This window comes from Nocardioides sp. TF02-7 (genome assembly GCF_022437945.1).
Taxonomy (GTDB): domain Bacteria; phylum Actinomycetota; class Actinomycetes; order Propionibacteriales; family Nocardioidaceae; genus Nocardioides.
The window spans coordinates 2418667-2442950 of the sequence record NZ_CP092535.1; the positions used below are offsets into that span (position 1 = coordinate 2418667).

18 protein-coding genes and 8 pseudogenes are annotated in these 24284 nt (G+C 74.3%); 12 read left to right on the forward strand and 14 right to left on the reverse strand.

Features of this window, described 5'->3' with window-relative positions:
* Positions 1-3 precede the first annotated feature (3 nt).
* A complete protein-coding gene (locus MF408_RS12440; RefSeq protein ID WP_240247968.1) occupies positions 4-870 on the forward strand; it encodes a carboxypeptidase-like regulatory domain-containing protein in 867 nt (288 codons plus the stop codon).
* Here the strand turns inward: MF408_RS12440 and MF408_RS12445 are convergent.
* Complete coding sequence (locus MF408_RS12445) at positions 762-1949, reverse strand: hypothetical protein (protein ID WP_240247969.1); 1188 nt, start codon at positions 1947-1949, stop codon at positions 762-764. The two genes, MF408_RS12440 and MF408_RS12445, sit on opposite strands and share 109 nt — an antisense overlap.
* A 28-nt stretch (positions 1950-1977) precedes the next feature.
* On the opposite strand from MF408_RS12445, the gene MF408_RS12450 reads away from it, so the two are divergent.
* Positions 1978-3807, forward strand: a complete 1830-nt coding sequence (locus MF408_RS12450; RefSeq protein WP_240247970.1) for a carboxypeptidase regulatory-like domain-containing protein — start codon at positions 1978-1980, stop codon at positions 3805-3807.
* 91 nt (positions 3808-3898) lie between these two features.
* On the opposite strand, the gene MF408_RS12455 is transcribed toward MF408_RS12450, so the two are convergent.
* A complete protein-coding gene (locus MF408_RS12455) occupies positions 3899-4183 on the reverse strand; it encodes a hypothetical protein (protein ID WP_240247971.1) in 285 nt (94 codons plus the stop codon).
* Between the two features lie 56 nt (positions 4184-4239).
* On the opposite strand from MF408_RS12455, the gene MF408_RS12460 reads away from it, so the two are divergent.
* The 3 genes and pseudogenes from MF408_RS12460 to MF408_RS25380 all read left to right on the forward strand — a co-directional run.
* Positions 4240-6714, forward strand: coding sequence for a carboxypeptidase-like regulatory domain-containing protein (locus MF408_RS12460; RefSeq protein ID WP_240247972.1), 2475 nt, complete (start codon positions 4240-4242; stop codon positions 6712-6714).
* A gap of 51 nt (positions 6715-6765) precedes the next feature.
* A pseudogene (locus MF408_RS12465) lies at positions 6766-8583 on the forward strand (phosphoketolase family protein); the annotation flags it as partial.
* A 109-nt stretch (positions 8584-8692) separates the two neighbouring features.
* Positions 8693-9049: pseudogene (locus MF408_RS25380) on the forward strand (phosphoketolase); the annotation flags it as partial.
* Here the strand turns inward: MF408_RS25380 and MF408_RS12470 are convergent.
* The gene (locus MF408_RS12470) at positions 9043-9669 is read right to left on the reverse strand and encodes a hypothetical protein (protein WP_240247973.1); all 627 of its coding nucleotides are present in this window, start codon (positions 9667-9669) and stop codon (positions 9043-9045) included. The pseudogene MF408_RS25380 and the gene MF408_RS12470 sit on opposite strands and share 7 nt — an antisense overlap.
* A gap of 61 nt (positions 9670-9730) precedes the next feature.
* Positions 9731-10204, reverse strand: a pseudogene (locus tag MF408_RS12475) (acetate kinase); the annotation flags it as partial.
* A 496-nt stretch (positions 10205-10700) separates the two neighbouring features.
* On the opposite strand from MF408_RS12475, the pseudogene MF408_RS26900 reads away from it, so the two are divergent.
* From MF408_RS26900 to MF408_RS12495, 5 genes and pseudogenes are all read left to right on the forward strand, one after another.
* Positions 10701-11321 (forward strand): annotated as a pseudogene (locus tag MF408_RS26900) (M20/M25/M40 family metallo-hydrolase); the annotation flags it as partial.
* Positions 11322-11385: 64 nt separating this feature from the next.
* Positions 11386-11745, forward strand: coding sequence for a hypothetical protein (locus MF408_RS26905; protein ID WP_345893733.1), 360 nt, complete (start codon positions 11386-11388; stop codon positions 11743-11745).
* 128 nt (positions 11746-11873) lie between these two features.
* Positions 11874-13334 (forward strand): amidophosphoribosyltransferase, encoded by a 1461-nt coding sequence (gene purF / locus MF408_RS12485; RefSeq protein ID WP_240247974.1) that lies wholly within the window; start codon positions 11874-11876, stop codon positions 13332-13334.
* Positions 13335-13343: 9 nt separating this feature from the next.
* Positions 13344-14406 (forward strand): annotated as a pseudogene (gene purM / locus MF408_RS12490) (phosphoribosylformylglycinamidine cyclo-ligase).
* A gap of 164 nt (positions 14407-14570) precedes the next feature.
* Positions 14571-14750 carry a DUF3073 domain-containing protein gene (locus tag MF408_RS12495; protein ID WP_240247975.1) on the forward strand — a complete coding sequence of 60 codons (180 nt, stop codon included), beginning with the start codon at positions 14571-14573 and terminating at the stop codon, positions 14748-14750.
* Here the strand turns inward: MF408_RS12495 and MF408_RS12500 are convergent.
* Together MF408_RS12500 and MF408_RS12505 are read right to left on the reverse strand one after the other, a co-directional pair.
* Positions 14726-15520, reverse strand: coding sequence for a Glu/Leu/Phe/Val dehydrogenase family protein (locus MF408_RS12500; RefSeq protein WP_345893945.1), 795 nt, complete (start codon positions 15518-15520; stop codon positions 14726-14728). The genes MF408_RS12495 and MF408_RS12500 overlap by 25 nt on opposite strands.
* Positions 15521-15704: 184 nt before the next feature.
* A pseudogene (locus MF408_RS12505) lies at positions 15705-16076 on the reverse strand (Glu/Leu/Phe/Val dehydrogenase dimerization domain-containing protein); the annotation flags it as partial.
* 150 nt (positions 16077-16226) lie between these two features.
* Between MF408_RS12505 and MF408_RS12510 the strand changes: the two are divergent.
* Complete coding sequence (locus tag MF408_RS12510) at positions 16227-16925, forward strand: hypothetical protein (protein ID WP_240247976.1); 699 nt, start codon at positions 16227-16229, stop codon at positions 16923-16925.
* A 209-nt stretch (positions 16926-17134) separates the two neighbouring features.
* Here MF408_RS12510 and MF408_RS12515 read toward each other — a convergent pair whose 3' ends face one another.
* The 7 genes and pseudogenes from MF408_RS12515 to MF408_RS12540 all read right to left on the reverse strand — a co-directional run bounded on the left by MF408_RS12515 (position 17135) and on the right by MF408_RS12540 (position 22691).
* Positions 17135-17584, reverse strand: coding sequence for a hypothetical protein (locus tag MF408_RS12515; RefSeq protein WP_240252175.1), 450 nt, complete (start codon positions 17582-17584; stop codon positions 17135-17137).
* Between the two features lie 233 nt (positions 17585-17817).
* A pseudogene (locus tag MF408_RS25385) lies at positions 17818-18108 on the reverse strand (FAD-dependent oxidoreductase); the annotation flags it as partial.
* A 97-nt stretch (positions 18109-18205) separates the two neighbouring features.
* Positions 18206-18745 (reverse strand): FAD-dependent oxidoreductase, encoded by a 540-nt coding sequence (locus tag MF408_RS25390; protein WP_275693151.1) that lies wholly within the window; start codon positions 18743-18745, stop codon positions 18206-18208.
* Positions 18745-19182 carry an SRPBCC family protein gene (locus tag MF408_RS12525; RefSeq protein WP_240247977.1) on the reverse strand — a complete coding sequence of 146 codons (438 nt, stop codon included), beginning with the start codon at positions 19180-19182 and terminating at the stop codon, positions 18745-18747. The genes MF408_RS25390 and MF408_RS12525 overlap by 1 nt, the downstream gene beginning before the upstream one ends.
* Positions 19179-19619, reverse strand: coding sequence for a hypothetical protein (locus MF408_RS12530; RefSeq protein WP_240247978.1), 441 nt, complete (start codon positions 19617-19619; stop codon positions 19179-19181). The genes MF408_RS12525 and MF408_RS12530 overlap by 4 nt, the downstream gene beginning before the upstream one ends.
* A gap of 525 nt (positions 19620-20144) precedes the next feature.
* Positions 20145-21011, reverse strand: a pseudogene (locus tag MF408_RS12535) (SDR family oxidoreductase); the annotation flags it as partial.
* A 21-nt stretch (positions 21012-21032) separates the two neighbouring features.
* A complete protein-coding gene (locus tag MF408_RS12540; protein ID WP_240247979.1) occupies positions 21033-22691 on the reverse strand; it encodes a DASS family sodium-coupled anion symporter in 1659 nt (552 codons plus the stop codon).
* A gap of 173 nt (positions 22692-22864) precedes the next feature.
* Here MF408_RS12540 and MF408_RS12545 point away from each other — a divergent pair, with 173 nt between their 5' ends.
* Positions 22865-23626, forward strand: coding sequence for a GTPase domain-containing protein (locus tag MF408_RS12545; protein ID WP_240247980.1), 762 nt, complete (start codon positions 22865-22867; stop codon positions 23624-23626).
* Between the two features lie 15 nt (positions 23627-23641).
* Here the strand turns inward: MF408_RS12545 and MF408_RS12550 are convergent, their stop codons facing one another.
* Positions 23642-24223: an alpha/beta fold hydrolase gene (locus MF408_RS12550; protein WP_345893734.1), complete on the reverse strand. Its 582-nt coding sequence runs from the start codon at positions 24221-24223 to the stop codon at positions 23642-23644.
* Between the last annotated feature and the right edge of the window lie 61 nt (positions 24224-24284).

Genomic DNA, 24284 nt, shown 5'->3' on the forward strand with positions numbered 1-24284 from the left:
GGTGTGTCGTTGTCCCTGGGCGCGTCCTCCGGGTCGCTGCACGGGACGGCGCTGCTCGCCGGTGGCCGGCCGGCCGGAGGCGTCACCGTGACCGTGACCGACGGCGTGCAGACCGTGCAGACCGCCACCCAGAGCGGCGGCGAGGTGGGGTCGTGGCGGGTGTCGGGCCTCAACCTGCCCGGTACCTACACGGTGACGCTGTCGCGGGCCGACCTGGCGAGCCAGACCGTCTCGGTGTCCCTCGACTCCACCGGCAGCGTCACCACCTCCTCCTCGGCGGTGACGTCCGGCGGCATCCAGACCGTGCTGGAGTCGGCCACCGCCGTGCTCCGGGGCACGGTGAAGCAGCCCGGCCGGGACGGGGTGGTGCGGCCGGTCGGTGAGGTCACCGTGGAGCTCAGCTCCGGTGGCAGCACGTACGCGGTGACGACCGCCTCCGACCCCGCCGGCCGCCGCGGCGAGTACGTCGTCGCCGGACTGCCGCCGGGCACCTACACCGTCAGCGTGGGCCGGGCCGGGGTCCGGCCCACGTCGACCATCCTCGAGCTCGCCGCGGGCGACGACGTCCCCTACAGCCCGACCCTCGCCAAGGCCGCGTCGCTGAGCGGCACGGTCTCCGTGCGCGGGTCCGGTGCCGGCGTGGCGGAGGACTACCTCGTCGAGCTGTTCCGGGCGTCCGACTACCCGTCGGTCGTCTACCGGACGACCCGCACCGACGACCGCGGCTCCTACACCTTTGACGACGTCGACGCACCGGAGGTCTACGTCGTGCAGGTCCGGAGGACCCAGGGCAGCGCCCCGATCGGCTCGGCCAACGTCACGGTCAGTGCGAGCGAGCAGGCCGGGCGCGACGTACGGGTGTCGCCGTGACGACGCGACCCCCGCTCCCGCCCGACCCCGCGCCCGGGGTCGCCCTCCCCGGGACCGTCCGGGTGGCGGCGGGCTCGACCACGTCGGTGCCGGTGACGGTGACCAACCGCGCCGACGACGCCCGCGAGCTCGTGCTGCTCGCGGTGGGGGTCGACCAGGCGTGGCTGCCCGGCCCGGTCCGCACCGGTGTGCTCGCCCCGGGGGCGTCGGCGACCGTCGGGTTGCCGCTGGCCCCCACCGCCGGGACCCTTCCCGCCCGCTACCCCGTCGCGGTGACCGTGCAGGCGGTCCTGCCCGGCACCGCCCAGGCCGCCACCGGTCCGACCGGTGTCGGGGAGACGACGCTGGTCGTCAACCCCCGCGCCGAGCTCCGCCTCGACGTCGCGCCCGAGCGGACCACGCTCTTCCGCAGGCGGCGGCTGCACGCGGTCCTGCGCAACGAGGGACCCGCCGAGGTCGCCGTCCGGCTGGAGGGCGAGGCGACCAACGGGCTCGAGGTGCGGGTACGCCGACGCGAGGTCGTGGTGCCGGCCGGCGGCGAGGCCCGGGTCAAGGGCCGCCTCGTCGTGACCCGGCCCCGCCTCCTGGGAGCGGGCCGGCAGCACTCGTGGACGCTGACCGCCACCACGCCCGAGGTCGTGGGACGGCGCCGCGGCGTCGCCCAGCAGCGGGCCGCCGTCGGCGGCGCCGGGCTCCGCGCGGTCGCGGTCCTCGCCGTCGTGGCGGTGTGGATCACCGCCGCGGTCGTGTTCCTCCCCGCGCTGGCCGACCGGATCGGCGGCGGCGACGACCCGGTCACCGCGACGGTGACCGGCGACCGCGACGGCGACGACGGCTCCGGCGACGACGGCTCCGACGGCGCCGGTGGCCCCGACGACGGGGAGGGAGCGGGCGGCGACCAGAGCAAGGTGACCGTGACGCAGGCCGGCTCGCCCGCGACGCCCAAGGGGCTGCAGCTCAACGGGACGGTGGCCGCCGACGACCCCGGCGGGGTGACGGTGACGCTCGAGCCGACCTCGCTGGTCGACGAGGAGGTCCCCGACGCCGAGAACGTCGACGAGGTCGTGCTCGCGAGCCACGGGAAGACCCCCGCAGTCCGCGCTGCTCGTGCGGGTCCCCGACGAGGTGCCGCGCACCCGGACCGTCACCACCACCGCCGACGGCACGTGGTCGATCCCCGACGTGACCGCGCCCGGCTACTACCTGGTGACCTTCAGCAAGCCGGGCTACGCCCGGCAGAGCTACGTCGTCGACTCGGCCAGCGCCGACTCCGGCGAGCCGCTCGAGGTGGAGCTCGAGCCGGGGGACGGCAGCCTGTCCGGGATGGTGCGGCGCGCGAACGGCCGGCCGGTCGGCGCCGCCACGGTCACGATCAGCGACGGCACGAGCACCCTGACCACCAGCAGCTCCTCCCGGGGCGCCGTCGGCAGCTGGTCGGTCGCCGGGCTGCACACGCCGGGCAACTACCTGGTGCAGGTGAGCAGCTTCGGCCTGGGCACCGAGTCCCGCCTCGTGGAGCTCGACGCCGGCGGCCGGGCGGTCGCCGACGTCCGGCTGCACCCCGGGGTGGCGACGCTCTCGGGCAAGGTCGAGGGCTCGCTGCCCCGCGGCGACTTCGGCGGGATCGGCGGGGTCACGGTCACCGCGACCGACGAGGAGGGCGAGCAACGCACGGTCACGACGATCACCACCCGCGGCCTCGCCGGTGCCTACCACCTGCCCGACCTCCCGTCCCCGGGCACCTACACCGTCACGTTCACCGCCGACGGCTACCAGTCCCAGACCAGCAGGCTGGTCCTGAAGCCGCGCCAATCGCGCGCCCGGCTCGACGCCGAGCTCTCCACCAGCACCGGCGTGGTCGCCGGGGTGGTGCGGGAGACGGGGGACGCGCGACCGGGTGGCCGGCGCGGGACTGGTGCTGAGCGACGGCACCAACACCTACAAGACCACCTCGACCGGCGGGAGCGGCGCGAGCGGCCGGCGCGCCGGCGCGTTCACCTTCGACGGGGTTCCCCCGGGGTGTACCAGCTCACCACGGAGTACTTCGAGTTCGAGACCGACGTGCTGACCGTCCGGGTGCGCGCCGGACGGCTCTCCGAGGTCCACCCGCGGATCGAGCGGCTCGACGACGGCGTGCTGCCCGCGACGTCGACGATCCGGGGCACCGCGGTCGACATGTACAGCGGTGACCCGCTGGAGTGCACCGAGGCCGACCCCTGCCTGGCGTCGACCGAGACCCAGGCCGGCGACGTCGTCACCGTCCCGTTCTCCGGGGACGAGGAGTACATCCTCCCGGCGACCGGCGAGCCGGGTCTCGAGCCGGGCCTCTACACGGTGCAGGTGTCCGCGCCCGGCTACGAGAGCGCCTCCGTCCGGGTCCAGGTGCCGCTCGGCGCCACCGTCGTGGCACCACCGGCCGAGCTGACCAAGCTGCCGGTGATCGCCGGCACCTTGCGCGTGGCCAGCGGCTCCCCGGAGGCCGGCAACCGAACCTGCATCTGGGCTACCCCGTCGGCGACCCCCAACCGACCGCGGGGTGCGCGGAGGCGATCGCGGCCGACGCCTGCCTCGGGCCGGGCGAGCCGCGCGGCGTCCTCGTCCCGGGGACGGTGTGCGAGTGGGTCGAGGACCTCGACCCCTTCGAGCTCGAGGTGCCGGAGGCAGGGTCCTACACGGTCACGGCCCGCACCACGGACCGGGCGTTCGCACCGATCCTGGGGATCCCGGTCAACATCGCGCCCGGCGCCACGGCCGTGCAGAACCTCGAGTTCGTGCGGCTCGGGCAGGTGCACGTCCTGCCCCAGGCGCTCGACGCGACGGGGAGGCCGCAGCCCTACGACGGCGCCGACGTCACGATCGCACCTCTGCAGGGCGGCTCGGTCGGTGACCCGGTCACCGGCGAGGTGCGCGGGGACGAGGTCCACTTCGTCGGGCTGACGGCCGGCAGCTACCGGATCCACGCCCGGGCGAGCGGTCTGCGCGACGACACCACCGACATCGTCGTGGCCGACAACCAGGTCGTCGTCGCCTACGTCACCCTCGGGACCACCCCGGACCAGTTCACCGCCAGGGTCGTCACCGACGGCAACCAGGCGGTCGGGGAGGCCCGGGTCGAGGTCACCGCCCCCGGCGGCTTCGCCGGCACGTCGCCAGAGCAGGTCACCGTCGCGGCGACCACCGAGGCGGGCGACGGCACCGACGGGTGCGTGGTGTTCCACGCACCGGGCAGCCCGGTCTTCGGCGAGGGCGCCTGCGACGCGTCGTTCGCACCCGGCTCGGCGACCCCCCGCGGACTTCGCGTCACCGTGGGCACGGCGGATCCACGTCACCGCACCGGGCTACGACGACCTCGTCCTCGACGACCAGCGGATGCGATCGGTCGCGACGCTCACGCTGGCGCCGACGGCGGTGGAGCTCACCTCGACCCTCAGCGCGGAGGGGACGCCGCCGCCGTACCGGGACGTCGAGGTCGCCGTCACCTCGACGACGACCACCACGACCACGATCAAGGTCACCGCCGACGACGACGGCAACCTGCTGTGGAACGACAGCCGCTACCCGGCCGGCATGATCCGGCCCGGCAGCTACACGATGACGGCCAGCGCCGACGGCTACGTCAGCGAACCCGTGGCATTCACCTGCGTCGTGGACGCCCCGTGCTCCCCACCGGGGCCGGTCCTCCGCCAGCTCGGGTCGCTGACCGTCAACGCGGTCGACGCTGCCGGCAGCACCCAGACCGACGTCGACGGCGTCATCGTCACCCTCCGCAAGGGCGGGCAGGTCGTCGAGACCCGCAGCTCGGCGACCGACGGCAACAGCGTCACCTTCCCCTCCTTGCTCCCGGGCGCGGAGGACTACACCCTCCGAGTCCAGGCGGCCGGCTACGACTTCGACGCGGTGACGCTGGTCTGCTCCGTGCCCGACGAGCCCGACCAGGAGTCGATCGAGGTCGCCCCGGGCGTGGAGACGGTGTGCGACGCCCGGCTCCAGCGGCTGGCGACCGTCGGGGGCACGGTCGGGGGAGTGCTCGCCGCGCCGTCCGAGACCGGACCGGTCCAGCTGCTGGCGAACGCCAGGGTCACGATCACCCAGTGCACGGGCTGGTCCGAGGAGGCCGGCACCCCGACGTACTGCACCGCCCTCTCCCCTCGGCGCTTCACCACGACGTCCGGGCCGAACGGCGAGTTCGAGCTCACCGGGACGGCGCAGGCGGAGGGCATCAACGCCGGCGTGTGGCTGGTGAGCGCCGAGCAGCAGGGGTGGAGCGCCAGGCTGCCCGCGGGTGCTCCGACCGGGGCGCGGGCAGGGACCGTGGTCGTCATCGAGGAGTCGGACCTCGGCGGGGTCGTCGACGCCGACCCGCGGCTGCACGTCGTCCCGGTCGACTACGAGGTCACGGTGGAGGACCAGTACGCCGAGCCGCTCGGCGGCGTGACGGTGCGGCTCCTGCGCGGGACCACGACGGCGGCGACGGCCGAGGAGGATGAGGAGCGTGAAGGTGTCTACCGCTTCGCGGACGCCATCCCCGGCACCTACACCCTCGAGGTCACCGGCAACGGGACGGTCCGGTCCACCGCGCAGGTGACGATCCTGGTCGGCGACGCCGAGCAGGACTACCTCATGCCGGTCAGTCGGGCGGTCAACACCGTGAGCGGCACCGTGGTGTCGGCCGACGCGCCCTCGGGCGTCGCCGGGGTCGCCGTCACGATCCACGCCTGTCCCGCGGAGGGCGGCGACTGCTCGGATGCCGTGGCGACGGGCACGACCGGCGACGAGCTGCGGCGGACGACGGGGGGCAACGGGGCCTTCGACTTCCGCACGGTCCCCGACGGGGTCTACGAGGTGCGCTTCAGCAAGCGGGGGTACGTCGCCGCGACCGGCGGGCGCTACACGCTCGACCACACCGTCGGCGCGCTGCCCTCGTTGTCGGTCAACCTCGCCCGCATCCTGCGCAACGTCCAGGTGACGCTGACGTCGCAACCGGCCGGCACCAGCCTCGACGGCGCCCAGGTTCGGCTGGTCCCGGCCGAGCCGGACGGGAGCGCTCTCGGCCCGCAGACGGTCGCGGCCGGCACCACGTCCTTCGTTCAGGTGCCCTACGGCTGCTGGGACGTCGAGGTCACGCTGCCCGCCGGGCACCACGGCGACGTGTCCGTCCCGGCCGATCCGGCGGACCACCCCGCCGAGACCTGCAGCGGCGACGTCGTCATCGCGACCCCGACCGGTGGCGCCATCAACGGCAACCGGCTCGCCGCCGCGGTCCGCGTCGCCGAGACGAAGGTGACGCTGCGGGTCACGGCGCAACCGCTCACCGGCCACACCGGACCGCCCTCCGCCACGGTGACGGTCTCGGGGGTGACCCTGGCCGACGACGAGGTCATGGTCGGCAACGACGACCTGGTGGTCTACCTCGCTCCCGGCGACTACGACGTCCGCGCCACCGCGACCGGGCTCGGTGCGGCGGCACCGTTCTGGCCGCCGAGCGCGACCGTCGAGGTCGAGGTCGAGGACGAGCCGGAGGAGGTCACGCTGGACCTGGAGGAGGTTCCCGGCGAGGTCACGGTCTCCACCGTCCTCCAGGGCACCAGCACCGCGGTACCGGCCGAGCTCACCCTGGAGCCCGGCACGGGGCAGGGCGCCGCGGTCCCGGCGGCGTACGCCGACGGCGTCGACAGCGACGGCGAGCACGACCTGACCCTGCCCTCGGGGGAGTGGCGGATCACCGCCACGACCACCGACGGCCGCACCCGCACGGTCACCGTGGACGTGGACGAGCTCGCGGTCACCGCCTCGATCGCGCTGCCCGCCCCGCCCGAGGACCCTGAGGAGCCCGAGGACCCCTGACCTTGCCGACAGGGGGTGATATCCCGGCGCGGATCGGGGGACCGTGGAGGCATGAACGCGCTGGACGATGCCGAGGTCGCCCGCCTGGACCTGTGGTTCCGGGCCACCAACTACCTGTCGGTCGGGCAGATCTACCTGCTCGACAACCCGCTGCTCGAGCGGGACCTCGAGCCCGAGGACATCAAGCCACGGCTGCTGGGGCACTGGGGCACCACCCCGGGCCTCAACCTCGTCTACACGCACCTCAACCGGCTGGTCCGCGAGCGCGACGTCGACGCGATCTTCCTCGCCGGTCCCGGGCACGGCGGCCCGGCGGCGGTGGCCAACGCGTGGCTGGAGGGCACCTACTCCGAGGTCTATCCCGACGTGTCCTACGACGGGGCCGGGATGCGGCGGCTGTTCCGGCAGTTCTCCTTCCCCGGCGGCGTGCCGAGCCACGTCGCCCCCGAGACGCCGGGGTCGATCCACGAGGGCGGCGAGCTGGGCTACGTCCTCTCCCACGCCTACGGGGCGGCGTTCGACAACCCGGACCTGTTGGTGGCCGCGGTCGTCGGCGACGGGGAGTTCGAGACCGGCCCGCTGGCGGCGTCGTGGCACTCCAACAAGTTCGTCGACCCGGCGCGGGACGGGGCGGTGCTGCCGATCCTGCACCTCAACGGCTACAAGATCGCCAACCCGACCGTGCCGGCCCGGATCCCGCGCGAGGAGCTGCTGAGCCTGCTCCGCGGCTACGGCCACGAGGTGCTGACCGTCGAGGGCGACGACCCCGCCGACGTGCACCGCCAGCTCGCCGCCGCGATGGACACCGCGCACGACCGGATCCGCGAGATCCAGGACGCGGCACGCAACGGCGGGTCCCGGGGGTGGCGGCCGTGGCCGATGATCCTGCTCGTCACCCCGAAGGGCTGGACCGGCCCGCGGACCGTCGACGGCAAGCAGGTGGAGGGCACCTGGCGCTCCCACCAGGTGCCGCTCGCCGGCACCCGCGACAACGACGAGCACCGGGCCCAGCTCCAGCAGTGGCTGGAGTCCTACCGGCCCGCCGAGCTGTTCGACGACGACGGTTCGCCGGTGGCCGCGCTCCGCGACCTCGCGCCGGTCGGCGACCGGCGGATGAGCGCCAACCCGCACGCGAACGGCGGCCGGCTGGTGCGGCCGCTGCGGATGGGCGACTGGCGCGACCACGCGGTCCAGGTCGACGGCCCGGGGGAGGGGACGCACGAGGCGACCCGCGTGCTCGGGCAGTTCCTGGTCGACGTCGTGCGCGACAACCCCGACAACTTCCGCATCTTCGGCCCGGACGAGACGGCGTCCAACCGGCTCGACGCCGTCTACGAGGTCACCGACAAGGTGTTCGCCGGCGAGATCCGCGACGTCGACGAGAACCTCGCCTCCAGCGGCCGGGTCGTCGAGATCCTCTCCGAGCACACCTGCCAGGGCTGGGCGGAGGGCTACAACCTCACCGGCCGGCACGCGCTGTTCAGCTGCTACGAGGCGTTCATCCACATCGTCGACTCGATGGTCAACCAGCACGCCAAGTGGCTCAAGGTCACCCGCGGGCTCGACTGGCGGCCGCGGGTGCCGAGCCTCAACTACCTGCTCTCCTCCCACGTGTGGCGGCAGGACCACAACGGCTTCTCCCACCAGGACCCGGGTTTCATCGACCACGTCGTCAACAAGAAGGCCGAGATCGTGCGGGTCTACCTGCCGCCGGACACCAACACGCTGCTGTCGACGATGCACCACTGCCTGGCGAGCGAGCACTACATCAACGTGGTCGTGGCCGGGAAGCAGCCGTCGTTCGACTGGCTCGACGTCGACGCCGCCGACCGCCACTGCGCGCGGGGCCTCGGCATCTGGGAGTGGGCGAGCAGCGACGACGGCGGCGACCCCGACGTCGTGATCGCCTGCGCCGGCGACATCCCCCACGCTGGAGGCGCTCGCCGCCACGTCGATCCTGCGCGAGCGGCTGCCGGACCTGAAGGTGCGCTTCGTCAACGTCGTCGACCTGATGCGGCTGCAGGACGACACCGAGCACCCGCACGGGCTGGGGCACCGCGAGTTCGACGCGCTGTTCACTACCGACAAGCCGGTGATCTTCGCCTACCACGGCTACCCCTGGCTGATCCACCGGCTGACCTATCGGCGCACCAACCACGGCAACATCCACGTGCGGGGCTACAAGGAGGAGGGCACCACCACGACGCCGTTCGACATGGTGATGCTCAACGACCTCGACCGCTTCCACCTGGTGATGGACGTCGTCGACCGGGTGCCCGGGTTGGGGCAGCGCGGGGCACTGCTGCGCCAGGAGATGGTCGACCTCCGCTACACCGCCCGCGCCCACACCCGGAGGCACGGCGACGACCACCCGGTCGTCACCGGGTGGACGTGGCCGGGGTCCAACGCCGACTCCACCGACGACTCCACCGACGCGGCGCGGGCCAACGCGGCCAACGTCGGCTCCGACACCAGCGCGGACTTCTGAGCGCTCACCGCTCCGCGAGCAGCGCCACCACGTCGCGGGCGATGGCGAGCTCCTCGTTGGTCGGCACCACCAGCACGGTGACGGCGGACCGGTCGGCGGACACCACGACCGGTCCGCCGGGGCCCCGCGCACGCCTCGTTGCGCTCCGGGTCCAGCACCACGCCGAGCGGCTCGAGGCCGGCGAGGGCGTCGCGCCGCACGGCCGGCACGTGCTCGCCGACCCCGGCGGTGAAGGCGACGGCGTCGGCGCCGCCGAGGACGGCGAGGTAGGCGCCGACGTACTTCCGGATCCGCCGGCAGTAGACGTCCCACGCGAGGCCCGCGTCGGGGTCGCCCTCCCCGAGCCGGCGGACCAGGTCGCGGACGTCGTGGCCGCCGGCCAGCCCCTCGAGGCCGCTGCGGTGGTGCAGGAGGTCCTCGAGGCCGTCGACGTCGAGCCCGCCGTGGCGCAGCAGGTGGAGGAGCACCCCCCGCGTCGACGTCGCCCGGGCGGGTGCCCATCACCAGCCCCTCGAGCGGCGTCAGCCCCATCGACGTGTCGACCGCCCGGCCGCCGCTGATCGCCGCGGCCGACGCCCCGTTGCCGAGGTGGAGCACGACCTGGTCGAGCTCCTCGACGTCCCGGCCGAGCGCCCGGGCGACCTCGCCGGCGACGTAGGCGTGGCTGATGCCGTGGGCACCGTAGCGGCGGATCCCTTCCTCAGCCGCCACCTCGCGGTCGATCGCGTAGGTGGCAGCGGCCGGCGGCAGGTCGGCGAAGAACCCGGTGTCGAACACGGCGACCTGCGGCAGGTCGTCGTACGTCGCGAGCGCGGCGCGGATGCCGGCCAGCGCGGGCGGGTTGTGGAGCGGGGCGAGGCGCACCAGGTGCTCGATCGTCGCCACCACGTCGTCGTCGACCACCGTCGGCTCGCGGAGCCGGTCGCCGCCGTGGACGACGCGGTGGCCGACGGCGACCAGGTCGTCGCGGCCGATGCCCGCGCTCTCGACGGACTCCTGCATCGCGGCGAGCGCCGCGTCGAACCCGCCGGACTCGTCGACGCGCTCGAGGTGGTCGGCGACCCGCACGTCGCCCGACGCCGGGTCGACGACCTGGAACTTCAGCGAGGACGACCCCGCGTTCAGGACGAGCACGAGATCGGTCACGCTCCCACCGTAGGAGGCGTCGTGACGGGGCGGCTAGGTTGGCGGCTATGACACTCTCGACCGACGAAGTCCGCGCCCGGGTCCAGGCACTGCTGCCCGGCGTCCGCAGCGACCTGGAGGACCTGGTCCGGATCCAGTCCGTGAGCGCCGACCCCGAACGGCTCGGCGAGGTGGAGCGCAGCGCCGAGCTCACCGCCGCGCTGTTCCGCGCCGAGGGCGTCGACGCGCGCATCGTCCGCGCCTTCGACGGCGCGCCGCCCGCAGTGGTGGGCGAGAAGCGCGGCCCCGAGGGCGCCCCGACGGTGCTGCTCTACGCGCACCACGACGTGCAGCCCGAGAACGACCCGGCCGACTGGGACAGCCCCCGTGGGAGCCCACCGAACGCGACGGCCGGCTCTACGGCCGCGGCGCCGCCGACGACAAGGCCGGGATCATGGCCCACGTCGCGGCCCTGCGGGTCTGGGGCGACGACCTGCCGGTCACGGTGCGGGTGTTCGTCGAGGGCGAGGAGGAGGTCGCCAGCGCGACGCTTCCGCAGCTGCTCGAGAAGTACCAGGACGACCTGCGCGCCGACGTCATCGTGATCGCCGACTCCGGCAACTGGGACATCGGCGTGCCCGCCCTCACCACCAGCCTGCGCGGCCTGGTGCGCGTCGACGTCGAGGTGCGCACGCTGACCCACGCCGTCCACTCCGGGATGTGGGGCGGCCTGGCCCCCGACGCGATCATGGCGATGACCCGGCTGCTGAGCACGCTGTGGGACGACGACGGCACCCCCGCCGTCGCCGGTCTGGTCAGCGGGCCGGCCGCCGACGTCGACTACCCGGAGGAGCGCCTCCGTGCCGAGTCCGGTGCCGTCGAGGGCCTGAGCTGGGTCGGCCAGGGCTCCGCGGTCGAGCGGCTCTGGACCCGGCCCGCGATCACCGTCACCGGCTTCGACGCGCCCAAGGTGGCCGGCGCCTCCAACACGCTGGTGCCGTCGGCGCGGGCCCGGGTCACCGTGCGCATCGCCCCCCGGCGACACCAGCGCCAACGCCGTGCGCTGCCTCCAGGAGCACCTCGAGAAGCACGTCCCCTGGGGCGCGCAGCTCTCGACCACCCTGGTCGACACGGGCGAGCCGATCGCGCTGGAGACCAGCGGGCCGGCGTACGACGCCGCCCGCGCGGCGTTCACCGACGCCTGGGACGGCACCACCCCCGTCGACATGGGCGTCGGCGGCTCGATCCCGTTCATCGCCGAGTTCCTCGAGACCTTCCCCGACGCCAGCGTGCTCGTCACCGGCGTCGAAGACCCGGACACCCGCGCCCACGGCCCCAACGAGGGCCTCCACCTCGCCGAGTTCGAGCGGGTGCTGGTCGCCGAGGCGCTCCTCCTCGGCAACCTGCCGGCCGAGTAGGGCCTTTCTCGGGGTCGAGTCGGCACTTCCGCGAGGTCGAGTGGGCATTTCCTCGCCGTCGAGTAGGGCCTTCCGGCCGTCGGACCGAGGATTCTTCGCCATCGACCCCGGCCGTTAGACTCACTCACGTGTGCGGCGTATTCGGCGTCTGGGCGCCCGGTGAGGACGTCGCGAAGCTGACCTACTTCGGGCTCTACGCCCTCCAGCACCGCGGGCAGGAGTCCGCGGGCATCTCGGTCAGCAACGGTCGGCAGATCCTGGTCTACAAGGACATGGGGCTGGTCTCGCAGGTGTTCGACGAGAACACCCTGGAGTCCTTCGGCGGCCACCTCGCGGTCGGCCACTGCCGCTACTCCACGACCGGGGCCAGCACCTGGGAGAACGCGCAGCCGACGTTCCGCCCCACCGGCGCCGGCTCGATCGCCCTCGGCCACAACGGCAACCTCATCAACACCGCCGACCTCGCCGAGCTGGTGCGCGGGCTGCCGAGCGACGAGGGCGAGCTCGAGCTGCCGATCCGCGACCTCGAGGCCGCCACCAACGACACGAGCATCGTCACGGCGCTGCTCGCCCACCACCCCGACCAGTCGCTCGAGAGCCGGGCGCTCGAGGTGCTGCCGCAGGTCAGCGGCGCCTTCTCCTTCGTCTTCATGAACGAGGACACGCTCTACGCCGCCCGCGACCCCGAGGGCGTCCGCCCGTTGGTGCTCGGCCGGCTCGAGCGCGGCTGGGTCGTCGCGAGCGAGGACTCCGCGCTCGCCACCATCGGCGCCAGCGCCGTCCGCGAGGTCGAGCCCGGCGAGCTGCTCGTCATCGACGAGGGTGGCCTGCGCTCCTACAAGTTCGCCGAGCCGCGCCGCCGTGGCTGCGTCTTCGAGTACGTCTACCTCGCCCGGCCGGACGCCACGATCGCCGGCCGCAGCGTCCACGAGGCGCGGGTCGAGATGGGCCGGCGGCTGGCACGGGAGTTCCCGGTCGAGGCCGACCTGGTGATCCCCGTCCCCGAGTCGGGTACGCCGGCCGCGTCCGGCTACGCCCAGGAGAGCGGCATCCCGTTCGGCCAGGGCTTCGTCAAGAACGCCTACGTCGGCCGCACCTTCATCCAGCCCAGCCAGTCGCTGCGCCAGCTCGGCATCCGGCTCAAGCTCAACGCGCTCGAGCACATGATCCGCGGCAAGCGAGTCGTCGTCGTCGACGACTCGATCGTGCGCGGCAACACCCAGCGCGCCCAGGTCCGGATGCTTCGCGAGGCCGGCGCCACCGAGGTGCACGTCCGGATCTCGTCCCCGCCCGTCAAGTGGCCCTGCTTCTACGGCATCGACTTCGCGACGCGGGCCGAGCTGATCGCCAACGGCCTCGACGTCGACGAGATCGCCGCGAGCGTGGGCGCCGACAGCCTCGGCTACATCTCCCTCGACGGCATGATCGACGCGACCGGCCAGCCGGCCGGCAGTCTGTGCACGGCGTGCTTCACGGGTGAGTACCCCATCCCGCTCCCCGACGAGAGCCGGCTCGGCAAGCACCTGCTCGAGGCGACGCTCGTGCCGAACACCCACGGCGAGTCGCTGCCCGTCTACAACAACCCCTGAGGAGCCCCCGTGCGCCCCAACGCCTACGCCCGCGCCGGTGTCGACATCGAGGCCGCGGACCGTGCGGTCGACCTGATGAAGGAGTGGGTCGAGAAGGCGCGCCGACCCGAGATGGTGGGCGGGCTCGGAGGCTTCGCCGGGCTGTTCGACGCGACCGCGCTGACGGCGTACCGCCGGCCCCCTGCTGGCCACCTCGACCGACGGTGTGGGCACCAAGGTCGCGATCGCGCAGGCGATGGACAAGCACGACACGATCGGGTTCGACCTGGTCGGGATGGTCGTCGACGACCTGGTCGTGTGCGGTGCCGAGCCGCTGTTCATGACCGACTACATCGCCACCGGCAAGGTGGTCCCGGAGCGGATCGCCGCGATCGTCAAGGGCATCGCCGAGGCGTGCGTCGAGGCCGGCTGCGCGCTGGTCGGCGGCGAGACCGCCGAGCACCCCGGGCTCCTGGGGGAGGACGAGTACGACGTCGCCGGCGCCACGACCGGCGTGGTCGAGGCCGACGAGCTGCTCGGTGCCGCGCGGGTGCAGACCGGCGACGTGGTGATCGCGATGGCGTCGAGCGGCCTGCACTCCAACGGCTACTCGCTCGCGCGGCACGTGCTGCTCACCGAGGCCGGCTGGGCCCTCGACCGGCAGGTCGACGAGCTCGGGAGGACGCTCGGCGAGGAGCTGCTCGAGCCGACCGTCATCTACGCGAAGGCCGGTCTTGCGCTCGCCCGCGAGACCGACACCCACGCGATGGCCCACGTCACCGGCGGCGGGCTCGCCGCCAACCTGGCCCGGGTGATGCCGAAGGAGCTGCGGGCGACCCTCGACCGCACCACCTGGGCGCCGCCGCCGGTCTTCGACGTCGTCCGGAAGGTCGGCGCCGTCGAGCAGGCCGACCTGGAGGCCACCCTCAACTGCGGTGTCGGCATGGTCGCGCTGACCGCCCCCGACGCCGTCGACGACGCGCTCGGGCGGCTGCGCGACCACGGGATCACCGCCTGGGTGGCCGGCGAGGTCGACGCCGACCCGGAGCAGGCGGGGACCGTGCGGCTGGTGGGACAGCACCCCGGCTGGTGACGCCTGCGCCTCGCGCGCGAGGTGACCAACTCGACACTCGGAATCGCCGAACGCATCTCGGTGTGCGGGAACACCCACCGAGCAGGTAGCGTTGTCCTCACGAGACCTTGAATAAGCCGTCCGGGGCCACGAGCCCCGGCCAAGTGTGCGAGGGGCTGGACCCTATGGGCCGCGGCCGAGCGAAAGCCAAGCAGACGAAGGTCGCGCGCGACCTCAAGTACCGCACGCACGAGACTGACCTCAGTGCGCTGGCGCGAGAGCTCCACGGCGAGACCTCCGCCGAGCCCGACCCGGTCGACGAGTTCGACCAGTGGTCGGGCTACGCCGAGCCCCCGCGCGACTGACACTCTCCCGCGCGCCTCGGTGTTGAATCGGGTGTTGTGGCGCGTCGAATCCGGCCTCGTGGCGCGGTGAGTCGGGTGTCGTGGCGCGTTCGCGTCGCCATGAGGCCCGACTCGACCCGCCATGAGGCCCGACTCGACCCGCCACGAGGCCCGACTCGACCCGCCACGAGGCCCGATTCGACCTCGTGGCGGGCCGACGGAGTCAGCCGAGCCAGATGCCGCGCAGGCGCCCGACCCTCACGGATCCGCTGCTCGGCGATCCGGTCGGCAGCGGTAGCGGTCGGGACACCCTCCGACCGCGCCCGCTCGAGGACCGCGCGGGTGGTGTCGTAGATGCCCGCCGCACGCTGGCGGGCGCGCTCGAAGCTGAAGCCCTCGAACTCGTCGGCGACCTGGATCAGGCCGCCCGCGTTGACGACGTAGTCCGGCGCGTAGACGATCCCGCGCTCCTCGACCAGCTTCTCCACGCCCGGGTGGGCCAGCTGGTTGTTGGCCGCGCCGCAGACGACGCGGGCGCCCAGCGTCCGCACGACCGCGTCGTCGAGCGCACCGCCGAGCGCGCACGGGGCGTAGACGTCGAGCTCGGCAGCGACCAGGTCGGCGGTGGACCCGACGACCCCCACCGACGGGTGCTCGTCGGCCACCCGGGCGACCGCCGCCGGGTTGACGTCGGTCACGACCACGTCGGCCCCGGCCTCGACCAGGTGGCCCACGAGGTGGCGGCCGACCTTGCCCACGCCGGCCACACCGACGGTGCGGCCCTCCAGCACGGCGGAGGCGTTGGCGCCCCCACGCGAACTCCGCGGCGGCCAGCATCCCCCGGAACACGCCGTACGCCGTCAGCACGCTGCTGTCGCCGGCCCCGCCGTGGGCCTCGGTGCGGCCGGTGACGTGGCGCGACTCGCGTGCGATGAGGTCCATGTCGTCGCTGAAGGTGCCGACGTCGCACGCGGTGATGTAGCGGCCGCCGAGGGACTCGACGAACCGGCCGTAGGCGCGGAGCAGCGCCTCTGACTTGAGGCCGGCCGGGTCCCCGATGATGACGGCCTTGCCGCCGCCGAGGTCGAGGCCTGCGACGGCCGCCTTGTAGGTCATCCCGCGGGACAGCGCGAGCACGTCGGCGAGCGCGTCGGCCGTCGAGGCGTAGGGGTAGAAGCGGGTGCCGCCGAGTGCCGGTCCGAGGGCGGTGGAGTGGATCGCGATGATCGCGCGGAGACCGCTGGCGGGGTCGTTGGCGACGACGACCTGCTCGTGCTCGAGCCCCTGGTCGAGCAGGTCGGTCGTGGATACCGACGGTACGGGCGGGGTACTGGTGCTGTCGGACATGGTGGTGTCACTTCCTTCCGGCCACGGGGTGGGTGGCGATGGGTTCGCCGGCCGCGGGGGGTGGTGCGGCCGGGTGGGTCCACCCTAGGACCGAGTGACGTGCGCCACCACCGGGCACACCAGGACGACGACCCGCGGAGGAGTGACGGAGTGCAGGCCGATCCCGGGCGGGCCGACGCCGTACGCAACCAGCGGCGCGGGTCGCCGCGTCGTACGGACATGCGTCTCCTCCGCCCAGTCGCCGCTCTCGTCGTCGGCGCCCTGGCCGTCCTGCTGTCGTGCCTCGGCGTGGGCACCGCCGGCGCGACCCCGACCGCCGACTGCGACTGCACGACGAGCGGCATCGAGGAACAGGCCAGGTGGGCCGACGTCGTGTTCACCGGCGAGCTGCTCGCCTCGGTCGCGGACGGCGACGTCGTGCAGCACTCCTTCCGGGTGGTCGAGGTCTACGACGGCGCGGCGGCGGCGTCCACCGACGTCACCACCCGCGGCGCACCCGACTGCGCGACCCCGTTGCTCGAGGAGGGCGGCACGTACGTCGTCTTCGCCCAGGGTGCCCGGGACGGGCTGACCACCACGGGCTGCAGCGGCACCTGCGCCGCAACGGACGCCTACGTCGACCGGGTCCGCGCGGCGCTCGGGGACGGCACGTCGCCTGTCGACGACGCCGAGGCCGACGGCGGGACCGACGGGGTCACCGGTCCGGGTGCCGACGGCCCGGCGGGCGGCGAGGACGAGGACGAGCTGCTCGCCGTGGTGGCGGGCGCCGCGGCGGTGCTCATCGTCGGCGCGATCGGCGTCGGTGTGTGGCGGCGCGCCCGCGGGCGGAAGGTCGCGACCCGGGCCTGAGCCGGTCGGGGACCACCAGGGCCGACTCGACGCGCCACGGGGGCCGATTCAACACACCACGAGGCCCGATTCGACGAGCCACGGGGGCCGATTCGACCCACCACGAGGCCCGATTCAACGCGCCACGGGGGCCGATTCAACCCACCACGGGGCCCGATTCAATCCACCACGACACCCGATTCAACCCACCACGACACCCGATTCGACGGTCAGCGGCGCAGCAGGGACTTCCCGGTGGCGACGGTGTCGTGGACGCGGGCGTGGAACAGGGCGGCGCGGGCGGCGTTGCGGCCGCAGGCGCCGTGCACGCCGCCGCCGGGGTGGGCGGAGGCGGAGGCGAGGTAGAGGCCGCGGATGCCGGTCTCCGGGCGGCCGCGCAGCGCCGGGACCGGCCGGAAGACCAGCTGCTGCTGGAGCTGGGCGGTGCCGCCGTTGAGGGCGCCGCCGACGAGGTTGGCGTTGCGGGCCTCCAGCTCGACCGGCCCGAGCACCCGGCGGGCGGTGACGAGCGACCCGAAGCCCGGGGCGTGCCGCTCGATCCGCTCCTGCATCCGGTCGGCGTACCGCTCGAGGTCGTCGTGGTCCCACCGCCCCGCGACGGTGCCGCCGGCGTCGTCGACCAGCGCCTCGGGCTGCGGCACGTGGGTGTAGGCCCACATCGACTCGGTGCCGACGGGGAGCGGGACGGGTCGGCGGTCGACATCTGCCCGATGAGCACGAACGGCCGGTCCGGGACGACGCCGGCGTTGAGCTGGTCCTGCGTGCGGTTGAGCTCGGCCACCGAGTCGGCGAGGTGGACGGTGCCGGGCGGTGCGGCCGGCTGGTCGGCCCACGGCACCGGCCCGGAGAGCGCCCAGTCGACCTTCACGGTGGCCGGGTCGGTCTTGAACCCCCGCATCTGCCGGCGCACCCGCCGGGGGACGTCCGCCGGGGCCAGCAGCCGCCCGAACAGCGCCGGCGCCGCCACGTCGGCCAGGACCGCACGGCGTACGGCGACCCGCTCGCCGTCCGCGGTCCGCACCCCGGTGGCCCGGCCGTCGGTCACGTCGATCCCGACGACCTCGCAGCCGCAGCGGATCTCGCCGCCGCGCTCGCTGAGGCGGCGGGCGAGGGCCTCGCTCAGCCGTCCCGCGCCGCCCTCGGGCACGGGGAAGCCGACCGTCTGGCCGAGCATGGTCAGCATGAGGCCGAGCAGCCCGGAGCCGGGGGAGCCGAGCGGGATGTCGGAGTGTGCGGCGTTGCCCGCCAGCAGCAGCTGCGGGCCCTCGCCGCCGAACCGTTCACGGCCCAGGTCGAGCACCGGGCCGAGCAGCGTGCGCACCAGGTCGAGGCCGCCGGTGCGGGCCACCCCGGGCAGGGGCACGGACGCCGGCCCGCAGCGGCGGGAACGGCGACAACAGGGCGTCGGTCACCCGGTCGCCGTACGCGTCCCACGAGCGCGCAAGGTCGAGCCACGCCTCGCCGTCGCCCGGGTGGGCGGCGTCGAGGCCGGCGGCGGTGCGCTCGCGGTCGCGGTGGAGCAGCGCCCACCCGTCCGCCCAGCGGTGGCCCAGCACGGCCGGCGCGTGCCGCCACCGCAGGCCGTGGCGCTCCAGCTCGAGGGAGCGCAGCACGGGCGACGCCGCGCCGAGCGGGTAGAAGGCGCTGAAGGTGTCGTGGACGAAGGCCGGGTCGAGCTCGCGGTCGCTGCGCACCGCGCCGCCGACCTCAGGCTGCGCCTCGAGCACGAGCACGGACCAGCCCCGGTCGGCGAGCCAGTTGGCGGCCACGAGGCCGTTGGGTCCCGCGCCGACGACGACCACGTCCGGGCTGGTGGGCATCAGTCGGTGCGACCCTCCGCGACGTAGGAGAGCCGGTGCAGCGTCTCGCTGTTGCGCCAGTTGAGCAACGGTGCCCGCACCGGCTTCGGCAGGAGGACCGCCGGGCCCGAGGCGGCGTCCTCCTCGATGACGACCTCGGTGTCCTCGCCCCGGGGCAGCAGCCGGAAGGTCACCTCCGCCTCGCCGGCCGGCCAGGCACGGGCCCGGAGCCGGAGCATGGTCGGCGGGTCGCTGTCGATGACCGAGGTGCTGTCGTTGATGACGAGCGGCCAGCTGCCCACCGAGTGGTGCAGGGCGCTGCCCGGGGCGGGCCAGTCGTCGTCGACGTCGCGCATCCGGGTCGCGCCGACCACGAACAGCGGGTAGAGCCAGCCGTCGGCGAGGACGCTCCAGACGCGGTCGACGCTGGCGTGGATGGTGCGCCGGTAGACGCTCATCGCTGGGTGTGCTCCGGCGACTGCATGCGGGGCTCCTCGGTCGGGTGTCGGTCGGCTCGGGTGCGGGTCATGGCGGTGGGCCGGTACCCGGCGCGCAGACGCGGCATACGAGCCGCCGCGGTGGCCGCGGCGCGCGGTGGTCGCCCGGGCGCCCGCCTTCGTGTGCGCGGGTCGGCCGTGGGTACCGCCGACCCGTGATCTCCTCCGACGACGTGGTCCTGGTCACCGGCGCCTCCAGCGGCATCGGGCTCGAGGTCGCGCGGCGGGCGGCCGAGCGAGGCGCGCACGTGGAGCTCCTGGCCCGCGGCCGGCACGGCCTCGACGAGGCTGCGGCCCGCTGCACCGAGGCGGGCGCCGCCTCGGCGGAGGTGCACCCGTGCGACGTCGGCGACCACGAGCAGGTCGCCGCCGCGGTGGCCGACGTCGTCGGCCGCCACGGGCGCCTCGACGCGGTCGTCAACGCCGCCGGCGTGTTCGCGTTCGGGCGGCTGACGGACGTCCCGGTGGAGGTGTTCGAACGGGTGGTGCGCACCAACCTGCTCGGGTCGGCGTACGTCGCCCGGGCCACGCTCCCGGTGCTGCGGGCGCGCGGCGAGGGGTCGCTGGTCCTGTTCGGATCCCTGCTCGGCCACATCGTCTCTCCCTACGCCGCGCCGTACGTCGTCAGCAAGTGGGGCGTCCGCGCCCTGGTCCGCGTCCTCCAGGCGGAGAACCGCGACCGGCCGGGCATCCGGGTCGGCTACGCCGCACCCGCCGGCGTGGACACCCCGATCTACCAGCGCGCGGCCAACTACGTCGGCCACCCGCTGAGCCCGCCGGAGCCGGCGAGCGACGTGGGCACCGTGGCCCGCGACGTCCTCGACTTCCTCGACGGCCGCCGGCGGCGCGCGTTCGGCGACCACGCTGCCGCGGGCGTTCCACCTCGCCGCGCGGGTCGGGTGCACCGTGCTGCCCGCCCGGGTCTACGACGCCGTCGGCAAGGTCGTGCTCGCCGCCGCGGTCACCGACCGCGGCGAGACCGTCGAGAACGGCCCCGGCGCGGTGCTCGAGCCCGACGTCAGGACGGGCTCCGCCACCCCCGTAGCGGAGTCGTGGCCGTGGGCGGCCATCAGCGACAGCCCGCCGTCGACGACGTACGACGCGCCCGTGACGTACGACGCGCGCGGCGACACCAGGAAGCCGATCACCGACGCCACCTCGTTGACGTGCCCCACGTGGCCGACCGGGTTGCCCGGCCGCTCCTCGCGGTGCGCGTCCTCCTCGGCGATCCCGGTCATCGGCGTCGCGATCTCGCCGGGTGCGACCGCGTTGACCGTGATCCCGTGCTCGGCCAGCTCGAGCGCCAGCACCTTGGTCAGCATCCCGAGGCCCGCCTTGGCCGCGCAGTAGGCGGCGGTGCCGAGCCGGGGGAGGTGCTCGTGGACGCTGGTGACGTTGACGATCCGGCCGGGGTGGCCGGCGGCGACCATGATCCGCGCGGCGCGCTGCGCGCAGAGGAACGGGCCGTCGAGGTCGGTGGCGAGCACGTGCCGCCACCGTTCGTAGGGCAGGTCGACCACGCGGTCGGCGTGGCCGGTGCCGGCGACGTTGACGAGCACGCCGAGCCCGCCCAGCTGCTCGGCGAGCCGGTCCACCGCGGCGCCCGCGTCGGGCCGGGCCGCGTCGAACACCTCGACCACGGCCCGCTGCCCGCGCTCCTCGACGGCTGCGGCGGTCGCCCGGACCCCGTCGCTGTCCTCGTGGCAGGTCAGCCCGACGTCGTACCCCTCCGTGGCGAGCAGGAGCGCGGTCGCGGCGCCGATCCCGGAGTCGCTGCCGGTGACGACGGCCTTGCGGGGGGTGGTGACCGGTCATGGCGGGGCGGTACCCGACGCGGTCGGGCGCCAGTCGGTCACCCGATGCCGACGACCGACACGAGCAGCGGCAGCAGCAGGACGATCAGGATCGCGCCGAGCACGTCGAAGGAGATCCCCGAGCGGATCATCTTGGTGATCGGCACGACGCCCGAGCCGTAGACGACGGCGTTCTGCGGCGTCGACACCGGCAGCATGAACCCGAACGACGCGGCGAACGTCGCGGCGAGCGCGGGCACGAACGGGTCCACCCCCCGCCGCCACCGCGATCGGGATGATGATCGGCACCACGACGGACGCCGACGCGGTGTTGCTCGTCGTCTCCGAGATCACGATCGCCAGGACGACCGCGAACACCGTGATCGCGAACGTGCTGGCGAGCCCGAGCGCGTCGTAGGAGCCGTTGCCGATCGTCTCGGCGAGCCCGGTGCTCTCCAGCAGCGAGCCGAAGATGATGCCGGTGCCGAAGAGCACCACGGTCCCCCAGTCGATCCGGGCCGCGTCGCTCCAGCGGAGGGTGAACTCCCGGCTGCCCCAGTCGGTCGGGAGCAGGAAGAGGAGCGAGGCGCCGAGCACGGCGACCACGCCCTCGTCGAGCCGCCCGCTGACGGTGGTGTACGTCGACGACTCGGGGCCCGCGACGAGCGCGACGACGCCGGGGGTGATCCACAGCGTGACCGTCACGACGAAGGCGAGCAGCGTGTTGCGCTCGGCGACCGAGAAGGAGCCGAGCTCGCGGCGCTCGTCGGCGACCCACTTCTCGACGCCCTCGAGCCACCGGATCTCCGGCCGGTTGAGGGCGAGCAGCACGACCGCGAGCGTGACGAACATCAGGGCGCAGATCGGCGCCGCCATCAGCATCCAGTCGAGGAACGTGATCGTCTCGCCGGTGGCCTCCTCGATCAGCTCCCGGCCGATCAGGTTGGGCGGGCTCCCGACCGGCGTCAGCAGGCCGCCGACGCTGGCGCCGTAGGCCAGCATCAGCATCAGCGCGACGCCGACGCGCAGCCGCAGGGGGTCGAAGTCCTCCTCGACGACGCCCCGGGCCTGCATCAGCTTGGCGATCACCGCCAGCAGGCCGATGGCGGTCGGCAGCAGCATCGCCACGGTGGCGGTGTTGGAGACGAATGCGGACAGCAGGCAGGTGATCGCGCCGAACGCGATGACGACGCGGAAGGTCGAGCGGCCGACGCCGGGCAGGCCGAGGATGAACATCGCGAACCGCTTCGCCAGCCCGTGCTTGAGCATCGCCTGGGCGAGGATGAACGCGCCGATGAACGTGAAGACGGTCGACGACCCGAACGGCGCCAGCGCCTCGTCGGCGCTCACCACCCCGAGCAGCACGACCGCGCCGACGCCGATGAAGCCGCCGATCGGGATCGGCACCGGCTCGGTCACCCAGAGCACGACCACGCCGAGCAGCACCGCCGCCAGCGCGTGCTGGTCGTCGGGGAGGTCGAGCGGCACCAGCAGCGCGGTGACGGTGACCAGCGGGGCGAGCACCAGCCCGCTCGTGCGGCGTGCCTTCTCGAACCGCTCCTCCTGCGGGCTGAGCCGCTGCTCGCCGAGGGAGCGGTAGGTCGCGTTGTCGAGGAACGCCTTGTCGACGTCGGTGCGGCCGCCCGGCGACGGTCGTGGGTCACGGGTGGTGGTCATGCTGCTGCGTGACGCCGCACGGGGTCGACGGCGGGCGCCGTGACCTGCGTCACGTCCTCCTCGCCGCAGCCGGTACCCACGGCCGAGCCGCCGCAGACGCCGCCGGGCGGCGGGGCGGGCGGCGGTCGGGCACGTTCGGCGCAGCAAGCCGACCGCGGACCACGGGAGCGTGCATGACCGACCTGCGACCACGGCGTACCGGCCTGCGCGCCGTGCCCGCTGCGTTCGGCCGCGGCCGCGAGCGGCTCACCGGCGTCTTCCAGCACCGCTACCCGACGGTCGCCGTCACCGGCATGACCGGGGTCGGCAAGAGCGAGCTCGTCGACCACCTCAGCGGGCGGGCGCAGGGCGACGGCGTCCCCGACGCCGGCTCGGCGGTGATGGAGCGGCGCACCCGGCGCAGCCGCCGGTTGCGCGGCTTCCGGTTCCGCGTCGTGCCGGGCGAGAACGCCGCCACCCGGCTCGGCGCCCTCGACGAGGTGTTCCACGACGACCCGGTCGACGGCGTGCTCCACGTGGTCGCCAACGGGTACGCGACGGGCCGCCGGCCGGCCGGTACGACGGGCACGGTCGAGGTCGCTCGTGAGGAGCAGCTCGCCCGCGAGCTGGAGGACTGGACGGTCACCTCCCACCGGATCGCCTCGATGGCGGTGCGCCGCGGCACCCCGACCTGGCTGGTGGTCGTCGTGACGAAGGTCGACCTCTACCCCGACGAGGTCGACGAGGTGGTGCGCTCCTACTCACCGGGCAGCGGCACGCCGTTCGGCGACCGGCTCGACGAGCTCCGCGCCCTCGCCGGCGGCGCCAAGCTCTCCGTCGACGTGCTGCCGGTCTGCAGCCACCTCGCCGACGGCAGCCCGGTCACGCCGAAGCAGCGCGACGCCTACCTCGCCGCGCTCGAGGCGCGGATGTCGCAGCTGGCCGGTCACGTCTGACAGCACGCACCGGCCTCACGCACCGGCCTCACCGACGAGCGCGTCGACCACCGGAGCGACCAGCCCCCCGTGCGTGTGCGGCACCATGTGGCCGCCGGCCGGCAGCGTCACCAGCCGGCCACCCGCCGCCGGGTCCACCAGCGAACCGCCCCAGTCGGCGCGGCAGATCCGGTCGTGCCGGCCGCGGACCACGAGCAACCGGCCGTCGACGCCGGTGAGCGTGCGGTCGATCCGGTCGTGGCGGGCGGCGTCCATCGCCCGCGCCATCGTGCGCAGCGTCGTCCGGTGGTACTGCCGCGCGAGCGCCGGCGCCTGCCGCGGGGTCTCGTGCGCTGCGGTCCGCAGCCAGCGGCCGGCGAGCCGCGGCCACGACGCAGCCCGGGGGTCGGTGGTCGGCCCGACGAGGACCAGGCCCCGCACCCGCCCGGGCGCGAGCGCCGCCGCGTGGGCGACCACCTGGCAGCTCGCCGAGTGCCCGGCGAGCACCACCCGCGCCGCGTCGCCGGAGCACGCGAGCACCCGCTCGGCGAGGGCCCGGGGCCGCAGGTCCTGCCCGGCCGCGGGCCGGCCGTAGCCGGGCAGGGCCGCGACCCGCACCCGGCCGTCGTACGTCAGCCGGCGGACCGTCGGCTCCCAGGCCTCCGGTCCGAGCCCCCAG